Origin of the sequence: Intestinimonas sp. UBA1698 (assembly GCF_002320075.1) — a bacterium.
GTDB lineage: Bacteria > Bacillota > Clostridia > Oscillospirales > Oscillospiraceae > Intestinimonas > Intestinimonas massiliensis.
This window is the reverse complement of record NZ_DCJO01000019.1, coordinates 1-16,551: the sequence shown is the minus strand read 5'-3', so window position 1 is coordinate 16,551 and position 16,551 is coordinate 1. Positions and strand designations below refer to the sequence as shown.

Annotated in this window: 12 protein-coding genes, 2 pseudogenes and 1 riboswitch; of the genes and pseudogenes, 13 read left to right on the top strand and 1 reads right to left on the bottom strand. The window is 62.6% G+C overall.

Annotated elements, in window-relative coordinates:
• Positions 1-12 precede the first annotated feature (12 nt).
• From B3H64_RS04315 to B3H64_RS04275, 9 genes are all read left to right on the top strand, one after another.
• A complete protein-coding gene (locus B3H64_RS04315; RefSeq protein ID WP_050619299.1) occupies positions 13-1,170 on the top strand; it encodes an amidohydrolase family protein in 1,158 nt (385 codons plus the stop codon).
• A gap of 31 nt (positions 1,171-1,201) precedes the next feature.
• Positions 1,202-1,588 (top strand): tautomerase family protein, encoded by a 387-nt coding sequence (locus B3H64_RS04310; protein WP_286733260.1) that lies wholly within the window; start codon positions 1,202-1,204, stop codon positions 1,586-1,588.
• Complete coding sequence (locus tag B3H64_RS04305) at positions 1,589-1,801, top strand: tautomerase family protein (protein WP_050619297.1); 213 nt, start codon at positions 1,589-1,591, stop codon at positions 1,799-1,801.
• On the top strand, positions 1,798-2,589 hold the full coding sequence (locus tag B3H64_RS04300) for an HpcH/HpaI aldolase family protein (protein ID WP_286733257.1): 792 nt from the start codon (positions 1,798-1,800) through the stop codon (positions 2,587-2,589). The genes B3H64_RS04305 and B3H64_RS04300 overlap by 4 nt, the downstream gene beginning before the upstream one ends.
• Positions 2,590-2,604: 15 nt before the next feature.
• The gene (locus B3H64_RS04295; RefSeq protein WP_286733255.1) at positions 2,605-4,599 is read left to right on the top strand and encodes an FAD-dependent oxidoreductase; all 1,995 of its coding nucleotides are present in this window, start codon (positions 2,605-2,607) and stop codon (positions 4,597-4,599) included.
• Positions 4,600-4,622: 23 nt separating this feature from the next.
• On the top strand, positions 4,623-5,990 hold the full coding sequence (locus tag B3H64_RS04290) for an aldehyde dehydrogenase family protein (protein ID WP_286733253.1): 1,368 nt from the start codon (positions 4,623-4,625) through the stop codon (positions 5,988-5,990).
• A gap of 64 nt (positions 5,991-6,054) precedes the next feature.
• Positions 6,055-7,020 carry a CoA transferase subunit A gene (locus B3H64_RS04285; RefSeq protein ID WP_286733250.1) on the top strand — a complete coding sequence of 322 codons (966 nt, stop codon included), beginning with the start codon at positions 6,055-6,057 and terminating at the stop codon, positions 7,018-7,020.
• A 14-nt stretch (positions 7,021-7,034) separates the two neighbouring features.
• The gene (locus B3H64_RS04280) at positions 7,035-7,793 is read left to right on the top strand and encodes a CoA-transferase subunit beta (RefSeq protein WP_050619292.1); all 759 of its coding nucleotides are present in this window, start codon (positions 7,035-7,037) and stop codon (positions 7,791-7,793) included.
• 14 nt (positions 7,794-7,807) lie between these two features.
• Positions 7,808-9,328 (top strand): sodium:solute symporter family protein, encoded by a 1,521-nt coding sequence (locus B3H64_RS04275; RefSeq protein ID WP_286733247.1) that lies wholly within the window; start codon positions 7,808-7,810, stop codon positions 9,326-9,328.
• A 158-nt stretch (positions 9,329-9,486) separates the two neighbouring features.
• Here B3H64_RS04275 and B3H64_RS04270 read toward each other — a convergent pair.
• Positions 9,487-10,473 (bottom strand): annotated as a pseudogene (locus B3H64_RS04270) (cation:proton antiporter); the annotation flags it as partial.
• 140 nt (positions 10,474-10,613) lie between these two features.
• Positions 10,614-10,689, bottom strand: a riboswitch (Fluoride riboswitch).
• 214 nt (positions 10,690-10,903) lie between these two features.
• On the opposite strand from B3H64_RS04270, the gene B3H64_RS04265 reads away from it, so the two are divergent.
• The 4 genes and pseudogenes from B3H64_RS04265 to B3H64_RS04255 all read left to right on the top strand — a co-directional run bounded on the left by B3H64_RS04265 (position 10,904) and on the right by B3H64_RS04255 (position 16,541).
• Positions 10,904-12,586: a GGDEF domain-containing protein gene (locus B3H64_RS04265; RefSeq protein WP_286733246.1), complete on the top strand. Its 1,683-nt coding sequence runs from the start codon at positions 10,904-10,906 to the stop codon at positions 12,584-12,586.
• A 40-nt stretch (positions 12,587-12,626) separates the two neighbouring features.
• A complete protein-coding gene (locus B3H64_RS04260; protein ID WP_256303018.1) occupies positions 12,627-12,752 on the top strand; it encodes a hypothetical protein in 126 nt (41 codons plus the stop codon).
• Between the two features lie 213 nt (positions 12,753-12,965).
• A pseudogene (locus tag B3H64_RS12045) lies at positions 12,966-13,343 on the top strand (hypothetical protein); the annotation flags it as partial.
• Between the two features lie 246 nt (positions 13,344-13,589).
• Positions 13,590-16,541 (top strand): hypothetical protein, encoded by a 2,952-nt coding sequence (locus B3H64_RS04255; protein WP_286733244.1) that lies wholly within the window; start codon positions 13,590-13,592, stop codon positions 16,539-16,541.
• The last annotated feature ends 10 nt before the right edge of the window (positions 16,542-16,551 follow it).

Here is a 16,551-nt window from a genome sequence, read left to right as displayed (position 1 = left end):
GGAGCATCCATTATGGCGTTTATCGTGCATTGTTATGACCTGCTGATCAAAAACGGTACCGTGGTGGACCCGGTGCTGGGCCTGAATAAGAAGATGGACGTGGGCATCTACGCCTCCCGTATTGCCGACGTGTTCGAGCCGGGCAGCCTTCCCGGCAAGATCTGCGGCCATAAGGTCATCGACGCCTCCGGCATGTATGTGGTCCCAGGCCTGGTGGACGGTCACGTCCATGTACTGCCTGGCCTGCGCTTCACCTACCCCATTGACGAGCTGTGGAAGCGAGGCATCACCGCCTGCATTGATATGGGCAGCCAGACCTCCGCTTCCTTCCACCGGGAGCGCCATCTCATCGACGAGGCACCCTGCATGGTCAACGCCTGCTTGGGCCTGTCCAACATGGCGGAGACCCAGGGCGAGATCCCCCGTTACGCCCTGCTGGACCAGGAGGTCAATCTGGAGAAGATTCAGGAGCTCTTCGAGGTCCACGGAGACGTACTGGTGGGCATCAAGGTGTTCATTGGTCACGCCGACTCCCCCGGCGCCGAGCTTACCCACGCCGTGATGAAAAAGGCTCGCCAGGTCTGCGACGCGGTGGGCTGCCGCATGTTCGTCCATGTGGCCAACCCCGACGTGCCCCTGCCGGAGCTGATCGACTACTTCCATCCCGGTGACAACTTCACCCATACCTATAATAAAGGAAACATCCTGGATCAGGACGGACACGTCTACAAGGAGGCGTGGGAGGCCAAAAGGCGTGGTGTCATCTTCGATTCGGCCCGCGGCTCCCGCAACTGGAGCTCCGAGGTGGCCAAGGCTGCCTTTGCCGAGGGCTTTTTCCCCGACGTGATCACCGATGACCTGACCGCCCTGAGCAATGATCCCCAGACCAGCCGCCTCACCGTCCATATGGGCGAGTGCATGGCCCTCGGTATGAGCTTTGAGGATGTGCTTCTGCGTACCACCAGCGTCCCCGCCTCCTTTATGAAGGGCGTTGAAGTGGGCGTAAAGCGGGGCCTGCCCGCCAACCTGACCATCCTGGACCTGCAGCAGGGGCCCCACGATTTTACCGACGCCTTTGGCGAGCACTACGAGGGACAGACCAACATCATCCCCAAGGCCACCATCATCAAAGGTAAGATCATGTACAACACCATCGTGACCGACTATTAATGGCCTGCGCGGCCCTTAGGAGAGGTTGATCATGCCCTTTATTACGCTGTACCTGCCCCGCGGCTGTGACGACGGGGCGCTGGAAACTTCTATGCGGGAGATCACGGCGGCCGGTGCCGAGCTGCTGGAGAACACTCTGGAGCGGATGATCCGGGTGACCGTACTGGAGGCCGACCCTGAGCGGGTCTACCAGGGCGGGGCTCAGGCGGAAAAGCTGGCCCCCACCGTCCTGTTCCGGGTGGGCCCCGGCCGGAGCGCCGGCGCCAAGGATGCCTTCATGGATCAGATTGCCTCCATCCTCAGCCGGAACCTGGGCTGCGCCAAGGAGGACGTACGGGCCTATGTCCTGGACAACGAGGAGGGCCACCACTTCTGCATTGGCGGCAAGCACAAAGACTTTTCAAAGAATGTGAAATAAATGCCCATCATGTGTACGGTTCAACTGCCTGCCGGCAAGGCCCCCGAGCAGATTGAGGCCACGCTGAAGGATATCTCCGAGGTACTCATGCGCAATTTTGAGGCCCAGCCTACCCAGGTGCGGGTGACCATTGATGAACTCCCCCGCCTGCGCTACATGGCAGGCGGCGTACTCGCCCGGGACATGCCGGATTTCAACGGTGAGGCGGAATGAGACAGAACGACTTGCGGGAGCGCATGGAGCGGGGCGAGACGGTATACGGCATGTTTCTCAACTCAGGCAGCTCCGTTCTGACGGAGGTCATCGGCCTGGCCGGATTTGACTTTGTCCTTATCGACAGCGAGCACGGCCCCACCGGCGTACTGGACAACCGGGAGCTGGTCCAGGCGGCGGAGTACCGCGGGACAGTCCCCATCGTCCGGGTCCCCAACAGCAGCAGCGATACCATCCTCAAGATGCTGGACATCGGAGCCCACGGCATCCTGGTGCCCCGGGTCAACACCGCCGAGGAGGCCAGCCGGGTGGCCAGAGCCGCCCGCTACTATCCCCAGGGCAGCCGGGGCGTGGCCAGCACCCGGGCCTCTGATTACGGCTTTACTCCGCTGACGGATTACTTCGCCCTGGCCAACCGGCGCAACCTGGTGGCCGTCCAGTGCGAGGACGTGGCCTGCCTGCCCAACCTGGACGCCATCGCCGCTACGGAGGGCATCGACCTGCTCTTCGTGGGGCCCTATGATCTGTCCTCCTCCATGGGAGCGCCGGGCCAGGTGGGTTACGAGTCCATCCGGGACACGGTGAATGCCGTGCTGGATGCGGCCCGGCGACACGGAAAGCTGGCCGGCATCTTCACGAAAGACCCCGGTGAGGCGGCGTTCTATGCCGAGCTGGGGATGCACCTGGTGATCGTGGGGACGGACATCCAGAGTTTTGCCGGGGTCTGCCGCAACCTGGTGGACACGCTGAAGCCGGACCGGAAGCCCGCCCCGCTGACCGGCTATTGAGCTACGGAGGACACAATGAAGCAAGACCTACAGATTTTATTCACACCAGCCCAAATCGGGGCGTGCATGCTGAAGAACCGCTTTGTCATGGCCCCCATGGGCCCGGCGGGTCTGGCGGATGCCCAGGGGGCCTTTACCCAGACCGGCATCGACTTCTATGTGGAGCGGGCCAAGGGGGGCGTGGGCCTCATCATCGCGGGCATGTGCTACTCGGAAAATACCGTGGAGCGCCATGGACCGGGCACCATGCCCTGCCCCACCCTGAATCCGGTGCTCTTCAAACGCACCGCCAAACAGCTCACTGAGCGGGTGCACGCCTATGACGCCAAGATCTTTCTGCAGATCTCGGCGGGCTTTGGCCGGGTGACCAACCGCATCCCGCCCGGAGACCTGCCCATTGGCCCCTCGCCCATCCCCTATCGCTGGGACCCTGCCATCACCTGCAGGGCCATTTCCACCGAGGAGGTGCAGGAGATTGTCCGGGCTATGGGTCGGGCTGCGGCCATCGCCAAGGAGTGCGGCTTCGACGGCGTGGAGATCCACGCCATGCACGAGGGATACCTGCTGGACCAGTTTGCCATGGAGTGCTGTAACTGGCGCACCGACCAGTACGGTGGCAGCCTGGAAAATCGCATCCGTATGGCCGTGGAGATCGTGCAGGAAATCAAAGCTGCCTGCGGCTCCCAGTTTCCGGTGGTCATGCGCTACAGCACCAAGAGCTTTATGAAGGACTTTGGACGTGGGGCCCTGCCCGACGAGGATTTTCGGGAGATGGGCCGGGATATGGCCGAGGGGCTTCAGATTGCCGGGCTGTTGGAGCAGGCGGGCTACGACGCTCTAGACGCCGATGTGGGGTGCTATGATTCCTGGTATTGGAATCATCCCCCCATGTACTTTGAAAAGGGTATGTATCTGACCTACAATGAGGAGCTCAAACGGCATGTCTCCATTCCCGTGCTGACCGCCGGGCGGATGGACGATCCGGAGCAGGCCGCCGCCGCGGTAGCGGAGGGCAGGACCGACCTGGTGTCCATGGCCCGGCCCCTGCTGGCCGACCCCGCACTCATCCGGAAGCTGTACCGCGGCCGGAGGGAGGATGTGCGCCCCTGTATCTCCTGCCAAGAGGGGTGCATGGGCCGGCTCAAAAAGTATCTGCACATCAGCTGCGCAGTCAATCCAGCGGCGGCCCGGGAGCGGGAAATGGCTCTGACGCCCGCCGTCACCCCCAAGCGGGTGGCGGTACTGGGCGGCGGCGTTGCAGGGTGCGAGGCGGCCCGGGTCCTGGCCCTGCGGGGGCATAGGCCGGAGATCTTTGAGCGCACCCAGCGGCTGGGGGGAAATCTGCACCCGGCCAGCGCCCCGGACTTCAAGGAGGACGAGCGCAAGCTCATCGCCTGGTATGAAAAACAGATATCTGACCGGAAGGTACCGGTCCACTTCGGGACCGACCTCACCGCCGAGACGCTGCCACAAGGCTTCGACGCCTATCTGGTGGCCACCGGTTCCCGGCCGGTGACCTTCTCTCTGGGGGACGGGGTGCCGGTCTTCACTGCCGCCCAAATCCTGCAGAACGAGGTGACTTCCCAGGGGCCCTATGTAGTGGTGGGCGGCGGCCTGGTGGGCTGTGAGACCGCCCTGATGCTGGCCCTGCGGGGCGAGCAGGTCTCCATCGTGGAGGGGCTGCCCGCCATCCTGGGGCAGAACGGGCCGCTGTGCTACGCCAACACCCAGATGCTCCAGGACCTGATTGCCTTCCACCACATTTCGGTCCACACGGGTAGCCTGGCCGACCACGTAGACGGACAGGGCCTGGTAGTCGCCAGCGGCGGAGAAAAGCACCATATCCCGGCGGGCGCCGTCGTCCTTAGCGTGGGCTACCGCTCGGAGTCCGTCCTGTATGGTGCGCTCCAGGCCGCGGGCGAGGAGGCTTACCTGCTGGGCGACGCCCGGCGGGTGTCCAACATTATGTATGCGATTTGGGACGCCTATGAGGTGGCCCGCAGTCTTTAAGCGATGGAAAGGAAGCACAGAGCATGGATACCAAGGAATACATTCAGGGCCTGATCGACCGGGCCCGGACAGCCCAGCAGGAATTTGAGACCTACTCCCAGGAGCAGGTGGACAAGGCCGTACGGGGCATTGGAAAGATCATCTATGACAACGGCGAGATGCTGGCCAGAATGGCCGTGGACGAGACCCGTATGGGCAAATACGAGGACAAGATCGTCAAGAACAAGGCCAAGGCCAAGATCGTCTGGTATAAGCTCAAGGGTGTGAAGTCCCGGGGTATCATCCGCTATCTGGACGACATCGGCATCGTGGAGGTGGCCAAGCCCATCGGCGTCATCGGCTGTGTAGCCCCCACCACCAACCCCACCATGACCCCCAATCACAACGCCATGATCGCCCTAAAGGGCGGTAACGCCATCATCGTTTGCCCCCATCCCCGTGCCAAGGAGACCGGCATCAAGACGGTGGAGCTCATGCGGCAGGCGCTGCGGGAAATTGGCTATCCCGAGGACCTGATTCAGGTGGTGCCCGAACCCACCATGGAGGCCTCCGGCCTCATCATGCAGCTTTGCGACGCCTGCGTCTCCACCGGCGGCCCCGGCATGGTCAAGGCGGCCTACTCCAGCGGCAAGCCCGCCTTCGGCGTAGGCGCCGGCAACGTGCAGTCCCTGGTGGATACCGATGTGGACCTGGAGCAGGCAGCAGAAAAGATTGCCAGGAGCCGCACCTATGATAACGGCGTGCTGTGTACGTGTGAGCAGTGTGTCCATATCCCCTCCGCCAAGTTTGACGCGATGGTGGCCCTGCTTCAGGCGCAGGGCGGCGCCTACATTGGCAGCGATGCGGACGTGGCGGCCCTGCGCAAGGCTATGTTCCCCAACGGAAGCATCAACAAGGACGTGGTGGGTTCCACGCCTCAGGCCATTGCGGCTCTGGCCGGACTCACCGTGCCGGAGGAGGCCCGCTTCCTGCTGGTGCGGGTGACCAAGGGCGGCCGGGACGAAGACCTGACCAGGGAGAAGCTCTGCCCGGTGCTGGCTATCTGCCCCTATGACTCCTGGGAGGGAGCGGTGGATCTGGCGGTCCGGAACCTGAAGAATGAGGGCGCCGGCCACAGCACCATCCTTCACTCCAACAACAAGGCCCATGTGGAGTACGCCGCGGTGCGCCTGCCTGTATCCCGCATCGGCGTCAATCTGGTGGGCTCCAGCGGCTTGGGCGGAGGCTTTGACTGCGGCCTGAACCCCACCGCTACCCTGGGCTGCGGCACTTGGGGAAACAACAGCATCAGCGAGAACCTGTGGTGGCATCACCTGGTGAACATCAGCCGCATCGCCTATCAGATGCCCAACAACCCGGTCCCCACCGACGAGGAGATCTGGGCGGAATAATCGAACCAAAGATGAGCCGCCCCCAGGTGCGGGGCGGCTCGTACTATTGAGAGGAGGAATCCACTTGAACGCTCCATCCAAAGTTATGACCGCCGAGCAGGCCGTCTCCCGCTTTGTACAGGACGGGGACTGTCTGGCTTTGGGCGGTTTTGTGACCAATCGGCGGCCCTATACCCTGGTACGGGAGATCATCCGTCAGCGCAAGCGGAAGCTCTATCTGGAGGGGGGGCCCTCCGGCGGCGATATGGATATGCTCATCGGCGCGGGCTGCGTGGAGATTATGATGGTGTCCTATATCGCCAACTCCGGTTATACCATGGTGTGCCGCCGTTTTCGGGATGCCGTTGAAAATGGCCGCATCCTGTTTGATGACTACTCCCTGGACGTGCAGACCATCGCCTACCACGGCGCGGCCCTGGGCCTGAGTTACGTCCCGGTAAAAAACATGCTGGGCTCCGATCTGGCCGACGTGTGGGGCATCTCGGCTGAGGAGCGAAAGAAGCACCCCAAACTGCCCAACCAGAAGTTCGTCATCCGGGAGGACCCCTTCCACCCTGGCAGCCAGGTTTGCTGTGTGCCCACTCCGCAGATCGACGTGGCCTGCATCCACGTACAGGAGGCCAGCCCTGACGGCACCTGCTGCATCGAGGGGGCCCAGTTCCAGGACCTGGACATTGCCATGGCGGCCCGGCACACCATTGTCTCCTGCGAACGGCTGGTATCCGACGAGGAAATGCACCGCCACCCCGAGCGCAATACCCTGACCGGACTGTGCGTGGACGCGGTGGTGCCTGCGGCCTACGGCGCCCATCCCTCCCAGTGCTTTGGCTGCTACGACTATGACAGCACGTTCTACCTGTGCTATGATAAGGTCAGCCGTACCCAGGAGGACTTTGACGCCTTCATCCGGGAATACGTGGACGAGTGCCCCACCCACGGGGATTATCTGAACAAGATCGGGGCGGAACATCTGACAAGCCTGTGCGTCCAGCCGGGGTATGGTTACCGGCCCGGCCTGAAGCGCCGCTGAGGGAGGGGAGAAGCATGGAATATACCGCAAAGCAGATGATGGCCGTGGCCCTGTCACGGCAGATCGAAGACGGAAAGACCTACATCATCGGCACGGGCCTGCCCCTCATCGGCGGCACCCTGGCCAAGAACACCCACGCGCCCAATGCCCATCTGATCTTTGAGACCGCCCTGTTCGAGGGCAACCCCCAGGAGGTGCCCACCAGCGTCTCCGACCTGCGCATTAACTACCAGGCCTCGGTGCTCTGGCCCCAGTACCGCTATTTCGGCTTCCAGGCCCTGGCGGCCCGCACCGGCGCCATCGACGCTGGGTTCCTGGGTGGGGCCCAGATTGACCCCTACGGAAATCTGAACTCTACCTGCATCGGGGATTATTTCCATCCCAAGACCCGCTTTTCCGGTTCCGGAGGGGCCAACGGCATTGCCACCTACTGCGATACCGTCATCATCATGAAGCATGAACCCCGGCGGTTTGTAGAGCACATCGACTACATCACCAGCCCCGGCTGGATTGACGGACCGGACGGCCGGGCCCGGCGGGGGCTCAACGACAAGGGCCCGCGGGCCGTCATCACAGAGCTGGGTGTGATGCGCTTCGGCGCGGACAAGCGCATGTATCTGGCGGAATGCTTCCCGGGCGTGAGCCTGGACACCATCCGGGAGCGGACGGGCTTCGACATGGATCTGTCCCGGGCGGTGGAGGCGGAGCCGCCGGAGGAGGCTGTCCTGGAGGTCCTGCTGCAAAAGGTGGACCCCATGCGCATCATGGTTTAAAAGGAGGAGACACAATGGCAGCACTGAACTATCTGGGCGTGGTCCTGGTCCTGCTGGTCATCATCGGGGTGGGCGTCGCGTCCGGACGTCGGGTGAAGTCGGCTGCCGACTTTGCCACGGGCGGCGGCCGATCGGGCCCCTGGATCATCTGCGGTACCATCATGGGGGCGCTGGTCTCCAGCCAGGCCAGCATCGGCACGGCCCAACTGGCTTTCAGCTACGGTATCTCTGCGTGGTGGTTCACCTTGGGCTCCGGCATCGGGTGCCTCATCCTGGCCCTGGGATATGTCCGCCCGCTGCGTCGGAGCGGCTGCACCACCCTGATGGGGGTTATCGACCGGGAGTATGGACACAAGGTGGAGTACGCCGGCTCTGTTCTGAGCTCCATCGGCATCTTCATCTCCGTCCTGGCCCAGGTAGTGGCCTGCACAGGCCTGATTACCGTGATCTTCCCGGTGTCCACCACAGTGGCAGCGGTGCTGTCGGTGCTGCTGATGACCGTCTATGTGGTGTTCGGCGGCGCTTGGGGAGCTGGTATGGGTGGAATCGTCAAGCTGGTGCTGCTCTATGTCTCCTGTATCGCCGGTCTGGCGGCAGTGCTGCTGCTCACCGGGGGGCTGGGCGGACTGGGGGAAAGCCTCCGGACAGCTCTGGTGGGCACAACGCCGGGGGCCATGGCCGGGATCGAGAGCGCGGCAGACCTGTCCGCCCGGTACGGTAGCCTGATCGCCCGGGGCGCGGCCAAGGACATCGGCTCCGGTATCTCTCTGTTGCTGGGTGTCCTCTCCACCCAGACTTACGCCCAGGCGGTCTGGTCGGGGGGCAGCGATCGGGACGCCCGGCGGGGCGCACTGCTGGCGGCGGGACTCATTCCCCCCATCGGCATTGCCGGAATCGCTGTGGGGCTGTTCATGCGTGGCCACTACATCACCCAGGCGGAGGCGGACGCCCTGCTGGCCGCCGGCCAGGCCCTGCCAGAGGGGGTGGGGGTACTGGCCTCCACCATCCAGGTGTTCCCCACCTTTGTTGTCCACCATCTGCCAGTGCTCTTTGCCGGCGTGGTGTTGGGTACACTGCTGATCGCCGTGGTAGGCGGTGGGGCCGGGCTCTCTCTGGGCGTGGCCACCATCCTGGTCAATGACATCTATAAGAAGGTTTCCAGTCGCTTTGACTCTGCGGCGGCGGCCCTGGTGGCCACCCGCGGGACCATTCTGGCCGTGCTGGCGGCCTCGGCCGTCATCGCCTGCGTGGTGCCTTCGGCCACCATCAACGACTTCGGCTTCTTGTCCATGGGGCTCCGGGGGGCGGTGGTCTTTATCCCGCTGACTTGCGCCCTCTTCCTCCCGGGTCGGATGGACCGGCGGTTTGCCCTGTTGTGCACGCTGGGTGGCCCGCTGGGAGTCCTGCTGGGAAAGTTTTTGGGAAGCCCCGTGGACCCGCTCTTCATCGGCATGGGTATCGCCCTGCTGATCGCTTGCCTGGGCTGCGCGGCAGGCGGCGCCCGGCCCGCGCCGGAGCGGCACAAGCGGGCTTGAATCTGGATTACTGCACAGCAGCAGACAGGCGGAGGGGATNNATCCCCTCCGCCTGTCTGCTGCTGAAGCAGCCGCTGATAGAGCAGGTCGATGGCAAAGGCCCCCAGAGGGGCGGTGATAAGAATAGACAGCACGGCCACGGTGAGTACTAGGTTGCCGCAGGCCAGGCCCATGCTCAGGGGGATGGAGCCGATCGCCGCCTGCACCGTCGCCTTGGGGCAGTAGGCCACCATACAGAACAGCCGTTCCCGGCGGTCCAGCGCGGTCCCCAGCAGGCAGACCCAAACGCCCAGCATCCGGAACAGCAGCACCAGGAAAAGAAGCAGTACGGCGGCCGGGCCAAAGTCCAGCGCGCAGCGGATATTCACGGTGGCGCCTACCAGCACGAAGAGCAGCGGCTCCGCCGCCACCCACAGCTTGGCGTATCTGGCAGACAGCCGAGCCGCGGTCTCCCCCTGCCGCATTTGCAGGGCAACCCCGGCAGCCATGACGGCAAGAAGGCTGGAAAAGCCAACCCGACCGGACAGACGGTCCTCCAGGGCTGCCAGCAGAAAAGAGAGGCTTAGAAGCAGCACGACCTTGACGGTGTCCCGGATGGGCACCCGATGGTAGAGAACGGCCAGAAGGCTGCCGCAGAGGAGCCCCGCCGCAATGCCCAACAGAATCGAGACGGGGATGCGGGCCAGATCCGAAAAGGCCAGACTCTCACCAGCCGCCAGACCGGTGAGAGAGGTAAACAGGATGATGACGAACACATCGTCCACCGAAGCCCCCGCCATGATCATCTGGGGGATGCGACGTGCACCGCCCCAGCCGTCCTCTATGAGCCGGAGCATTTTGGGGACGATCACCGCGGGGGAGACGGCGGCCACCACACTGCCCAGAAGAGCCGCCTCCAGAGGACGGACGCCGAGCAGCTTGGGAGCCAGCAGCACCATCCCCACCAGCTCGAAGCAGGCGGGAAGAAAGCACATCAGTAAGGCCGGCCGGCCGACCCGCCTCAGATCCTCCAGGCGGAGGTTCAAGCCCGCACGGGTCAGGATGATGAGCAGGGCGATCCGGCGCAGGTCGGAGGAAAGGAGGAGAATGCGCTCATCCAGGCGACCCAGGACATGCGGACCGAGCAAAATGCCGGCGAGCAGCATGCCCAGCAGGGGGGCAGCCGGAGCTGGGAGGACAGCCTCCCCAGCGCCATGCCGCCCAGAAAGATCAGTGCCAGACCTTGTAACATACTCGAGCTCCCTTCTCGCAGGATATAAAAAAAGCCAATAACCCTGCGACGTGAATCATCGCAGAAGTCATCAGCTTAAAAAGCGGTTTAGGATCGAATTCCAGGGGAGAACCTCATTCCCTGCGGTGTATTATAGCCTAGAATGGAGTCGGTGTCAACCCGCTGCCTCTTGGGTACCGGCACGCGGAATCTCAAAACGTACAAAAGGTTACAATTGACTTTAATAAACTAATTGATATAAAATAAAAGTGACCATTAAATGGGCCGACCCGCCGTCGACGGCAGACGGAAAAGAGGTGAGCAAAACGGCAAGAAGGAGAAAGCGGAGTTGGGAGGCCGTGCTGATGCTGGCCATCCTGCTGGCAATGGGGCTCTCGTTGGGCAAGAGCGCCAGACAGAGGATACGGACCCCGCTGGAGGGTGTACGGCAGCTCTCGGAGGGCTGGTACCGCCTGGAGGCCGGCCGTCGGGTGGAGGTCCAGATACCGGGTACCGTCACGCTGGACAGCGTGGAAGCCCTGACCCTCTATTACGACGGTCTGAATCCGACAGACGCGGGCCTGGTGCTGACCACACGGGGGGCGGTCTACCGGCTGCGGGTGGACCTGGGGGAGGAGTTGCTCTGCGCCTATGACGATTCCACCTTCCGGCGCAACGAACAGATGCGGGCCAAGCTGGATTGCGACGTTGTTCTGCCCGAGGAGACGGGGGGGCAACCCCTGATTCTGACCTATGAGAATGCGGGGGACGGGCGCTTCGCGCTGCCCGCAGTCTATCTGGGCAGCAGCAGCGCGGTCTTTCGCCAGCACTGCCTGGGTGACGCCTTTACTCTGCTTCTGGTGTTCACCATGGCTATTATAAGCGTAGTGGCCATCGGCATTGCAAGCTATCTAGACAAGGTCCGGATGCAGGACCGCCGCTTTGCCGACGTCGCCTGCTTCCTGCTGCTGTGCGGCGCCTGGTGCACGCTGGACTCCTCCCTGATGCAGCAGATGAGCGGTCAATCACCGCTGGTCTGTTACCTGTCCTTTTATGCATTCATGACGCTGGCCATCCCCATGCTGCACTTCGTCCGCAATACGGGAGAGATGTGCCGGTTCCGCAGCCTGGACGTCCTCATCGGTGCGTTCTACGTCAACGCTGTTGGGCAGAGCCTGTTGAATTTCTTCTGGGGGTTCGATTTCATCGACATGCTGTTCGTGACCCACCTGCTGCTGGCAGCGGGGATTTGCCTGATGGGTGTGCTGATGCTGCGGGAATACCGCAGGACTGGAAACCGAGAGATGCAGGCGGTGCTGCGGGCCTTTGCCATGCTGGCGGCGGGGGGCGCCCTGGCGCTGTTGCTGTACTGGCTGTTGGAAACGCCCTGGTATGGGACCATCTTCGAGTGCGGTATCCTGGTGTTCATTATCTGCCTGCTGAGTTCTCTGATCACCACTATGGCAGCCAATCTGCGCTTCAAGACCGAGGTGCAGGTCTATAAGCGCCTGTCGCGGGAGGATCGGTTGACGGGGCTGGAGAACCGGCGTGCCTTCGAAGAGTTCCTTGCCCGGCTGGAGAAGGAGACGGGGAGCTACGGAAATGTGGCCCTGATCTTCCTGGATCTCGATGGGCTCAAATACACCAATGACCATTTCGGACACAGCGCCGGCGATGAGCTCCTCATCGGCGCAGCTCGTTGCATAGAGCAGGCGTTTTGTAGGCAGGGGAGCTGTTACCGCATCGGCGGAGACGAGTTTGCCGTGATCCTGCCCGACCCGGCGGGGGATGAGCGGGCCTGGAACGAGCAGTTGGACCAAGCCATCCGCCAATACAACCAGGACAGCCGCCTCTGGCTGTCCATTGCCCGGGGATCTAGCTACTTGCGGGACGAGGCCGGCGACATCAAGCGGATGAGTGACTGGAAGTATGAAGCGGATCAGGCCATGTATCGCCACAAAAAGCAGCAGCGTTCCCGTCGGCAGGGCAGCGCTAGGGCCGCTGTGGCGGGGCGGGAGCAGGATTCAGCCGGGGGTTTCCTCGGATAAGGCGGGGGTGGAGGCCGGGGAGGAAAGCCTGTCCTACGTCATGGACTACATCGCGGACAAGGCGGCCAGGGACCCAAACGCCTCCTTCCCCCTGGCCGAGCTGGCAAATTCGGCGGCGGGCGGAGACCTTCCCGGAGGTGCAGAAGCCAGCCCCTGCCCGGTGTGAGTGGGCCACGGACCACCCACCGGAAAACAGGCACAAAAAACCGCCTCCACGGGGGAGGCAGGAAGCACAGCGGTCAATACAGATCCGACGCGGCATACGCCGCAAGAACAGGCGGTCATCAACGAATACCAGAATGCGGTCGATGCCTCGCTGGTCGCATTTGTGAACAAGTGGAAAACGCTTAAGAACCCGGACTACAAGAAACGTATACGGATGCCAATCGCAGAAGTTTCTGAAAGAGCGGCCCATGATGTGCAGAATGCAACAGGTGTTGATGTGACCGGATTTGAGCATGTATTGAGTGGGAATGCGCTTGAACATATCGAAAAGCGGCATGGGACGTCCGGGCGCGCGGACCAAAGCATGACCGACGTCAACGACATTGGTCGCATGGGGTATGTCTTGGAAAACTACGATTCCGTTGATTTGCTCAGGAATGACGATGGAACGCCAAGGACTAGTACGGAGTACGCAAACGCAGATGACACTCCGGCACCTATGGTCCAATTCCAGAAGAAGGTCAATGGCACATACTACGTCGTTGAGGCTGTACCGGATTCCGCTGCACACCAAATGCGTGTGGTATCCGCATACATGCATAAAAATGGCGGAAGTACTGACCAAGTGCTGAACGTGCCGCAAAACGGCCCGCAGCTTACGCCCAAAGCGCCCCATGGTGCGAATACTTCCGCTTCTGCCCCCATTATAGCAGATTCCTCCGCCGGTGGCAATACCCAGTCTGCCCAGGCCGGCCCGGAATCATCCACCGGAGGCTTCGGGCCCAACACGGTTGGCTCGGCGGAGAATCCGTTTAAATCCGCCCCCAAGATATCCAAGGTGGAAACGAACACCTTTGAGAACGGCGGCATCTATAACGAGGTAAACAAGCAGATGGCCGGCGTCAAGCCGGAGGACCTCGCCTATGACCCTGTCTCTGAGCGGCAAAGCATGTCCCACGCGCTGGACCGGCTGGTAAACGATTTTGAAGGCGAAAAAGCCGACCTGCCCAACAAGGAGGCTTGGAGCGGGGAGGACCTGGACACCGCCATGGGCATCCTGTATCAGGCGCGGCAGCAGGGGAAGAAGACGGGCGACTACTCCGAGTTTAACCAGTGGCGCAAGCTCATTCAGGAAAAGGGGACCAATGCCGGCCAGATGATCCAGGCATTCGCTAAGTACACCCGGACCCCGGAGGGCATCCTGATGGACGCGGCGGAGACCTTGGAGCGGACGGGCTTGGACGAGGCCAGACGCAACGCCATCCTGGGGGATGTGGAGACGCAGGTAGGCGCCCTGGAGCGCATCGGAGAGGGCGACCTGGACGGCCTGATCGAACTGATTGAGCGCAACAGCGAGATCCGGGGGACTACCGGCCTGTTCTCCAGGAAAACCGCATCCCAGATGGATTGGGCCCTGCGGGAAGTTGCGAAGAGCTACAGCGATGCGGAAGCCTTCCTGCGGGATGTGGCCGTGTCTCAGCTCCGCAGTATCGCCGCCGACTATCTTCCAGTCAGCCCCCTGGAGGCTGTGAAGAATTTCCGCGTCATGGGGATGCTCTCCAAAGCGTCCACTGTCATGCGCAACCTTGTGAGCAACAATGTATTTGACCCGCTGGAAACGCTCTCCAACGACATTGGGGTTCCGCTGGATATCGCGCTGTCCAAGCTGACCGGGCAGCGCACTACGGCGGTGGACAAGTCCTGGTTTTCAAAGGCCAAGCGGCAGGGCTCCTTGGAAGGGCTGCTGAAATCCTACATACAGGTGGGCCTGGACGCCAGCACGGAGAACGCCAGGGGCCGCTACGAGGGGACCGCCGGGCGGACGTTCAAGATGACCGGCAACCTCTTCGAGCGGCTGCTGTCCACCTGGGCCAAGTATGAGGGCTATGCCCTGAACACCACGGACGAGTTCCAGAAGGGTGGCATCCGGGCGGAGGCCCAGCGCGGCATCGACGAACTGAAATCCGCGGGGAAGCTGGACGCCAAGGCCCTGCCCACCTGGGCAGACGAGACGGCGCTACAGCGCACCTTCCAAAACGATGGCAGGGTAGCCAGGGTCATGACCGGCCTGCGCGCTGCGGGCAACCATGTCGGCCTAAAGGACTCCCGAGGCGGTTCCTTTGGCGCCGGGGACCTGGCGCTGCCCTTCGCCCGAGTTCCCGGGAACCTGGTTTCCCAAGCGGCCAACTACAGCCCCATGGGGCTGGTAAACGGGATGAAGGATGTTGTCCGGACGGTTTACCAGGCGAAGAAGGGGCAGCTTTCTCCGGAGATGCAGGCCCAGGCGGTCCGCAATGTGGGACGCGGGTTCACCGGCTCCGTCGCGCTGGCCGGATTCGGGGCGCTGGCGCTGGCCGGTCTGATCAACGTGGCCGGGGCGGAGGACAAGGACAAGGAGGCTCTGGAGCGGGCGCAGGGGAAGAATGGCACGCAATGGAACCTGTCCGCCACCATGCGCTGGCTGAACGGGAAGGGCACGGAGTGGAGGGACGGGGACACGCTGGTGTCTATCGGTTTCCTGGAGCCCCTGAACGCCATTATGGCGGCGGGGGCGCTGATGGCCGATGCCTACCGAGAGGACGGGGCGCTGTCGCTTGGGGAGGTGGTTGGCTCATCTGCCAGCGCGACGATTCAGGCGGTGCTGGACTTGCCCGCTATGTCCTCCATCGGCAGCCTGATCGACGCCTACACCTACGCCGAAGGGGAGACCACAGCAGAAAAGGTCTTTGAAGCGGGGTTCAGCTACGCCGGTTCCCAGGCGTCCAGCTTCCTCCTGCCCAACTTTGTAAAGGGTATCGCCACCGGCCTAGACGATACGGTCCGAAGTCAGTACGGCAGCGGCACCACTCTGGGAACCGCTCGGGACAGCATCGTGGCGGGGCTGCCTATGTTCCGCAAGGACCTTCCCGCCTCCGTGGACGGCTTCGGGCGGGAGCGGACCAATACCGGGAACACAGCTCTGAATTTGCTCAATGCCAACCTTCTGCCGGGACAGCTCCGGACCTACAGGCAGAACGCCGTGGAGAAGGAGCTGGAGCGGATCAGCGGCAGCACCGGCGCGACAAACATTTATCCGGGCAAGAACGCGCCCTACACCGTCCGGTATGACAACCAGTCCTACAGCCTCACGCCCAAGGAGCGGGACGCATACCAGCGCAGTCGTGGCCAGGCTACCCTTAGACTGATGGAGAGCCTGGTGGGCGCGAGGAGCTACCAGCGCGCGTCCGACCAGGAGAAGGCGGAAATGCTGGCCGACGCGGTATCCTTCGGAGAGGACGTCGCCAAGCGGGAGATGCTGACGGCCCGAGGCGTGGAGTACAAAAGCAGCGCGTGGGAAAAGGCGTACGCCATCACTCGGAATGGGATTGATTTCGGGGTCTATCTGGAGTACAAGGACCTGTTGGCGGAGCGGAAGGCGGCGGGGAAAGCCTCCGCGGCCAACGCCGCCGTGCGGAAGACCCTCTTCTCGGATGGACGGCTGACCCAGAACCAAAAGGAATTTCTGGACCAGACCCTGCTTTCGGACAACATTGTGATTCCAAGGAATCTGGACGTGAAATACGCAGACGAAGAGACCTTCGCTATTTCGCAGATGTCCGACGGGGCCCGGAAGCGGTGGCCTGGGGTAAAGAAGAGATTCCCGGATATCACACCGGAGCAGTACGCGCAGGCGTGGAGCATCTACAACAAGGACAGCAAGGATATGTCCGCCGCCGACAAAAAGGCCGCCCTACGGGAGCTCGTCGGCGAGCGAGGGAACGCGCTGTACAGCCAGCTCGGGAAAGATTGAAAAAGCCCCC

What these genes read in the sequence shown, in the direction of transcription:
- B3H64_RS04315 (WP_050619299.1), top strand. Translation starts at nt 13, where the DNA reads ATGGCGTTTATCGTGCATTGTTATGACCTGCTGATCAAAAACGGTACC.
- B3H64_RS04280 (WP_050619292.1), top strand. Translation starts at nt 7,035, where the DNA reads ATGGAATATACCGCAAAGCAGATGATGGCCGTGGCCCTGTCACGGCAG.
- B3H64_RS04310 (WP_286733260.1), top strand. Translation starts at nt 1,202, where the DNA reads ATGCCCTTTATTACGCTGTACCTGCCCCGCGGCTGTGACGACGGGGCG.
- B3H64_RS04300 (WP_286733257.1), top strand. Translation starts at nt 1,798, where the DNA reads ATGAGACAGAACGACTTGCGGGAGCGCATGGAGCGGGGCGAGACGGTA.
- B3H64_RS04305 (WP_050619297.1), top strand. Translation starts at nt 1,589, where the DNA reads ATGCCCATCATGTGTACGGTTCAACTGCCTGCCGGCAAGGCCCCCGAG.
- B3H64_RS04260 (WP_256303018.1), top strand. Translation starts at nt 12,627, where the DNA reads ATGGACTACATCGCGGACAAGGCGGCCAGGGACCCAAACGCCTCCTTC.
- B3H64_RS04275 (WP_286733247.1), top strand. Translation starts at nt 7,808, where the DNA reads ATGGCAGCACTGAACTATCTGGGCGTGGTCCTGGTCCTGCTGGTCATC.
- B3H64_RS04295 (WP_286733255.1), top strand. Translation starts at nt 2,605, where the DNA reads ATGAAGCAAGACCTACAGATTTTATTCACACCAGCCCAAATCGGGGCG.
- B3H64_RS04290 (WP_286733253.1), top strand. Translation starts at nt 4,623, where the DNA reads ATGGATACCAAGGAATACATTCAGGGCCTGATCGACCGGGCCCGGACA.
- B3H64_RS04265 (WP_286733246.1), top strand. Translation starts at nt 10,904, where the DNA reads ATGCTGGCCATCCTGCTGGCAATGGGGCTCTCGTTGGGCAAGAGCGCC.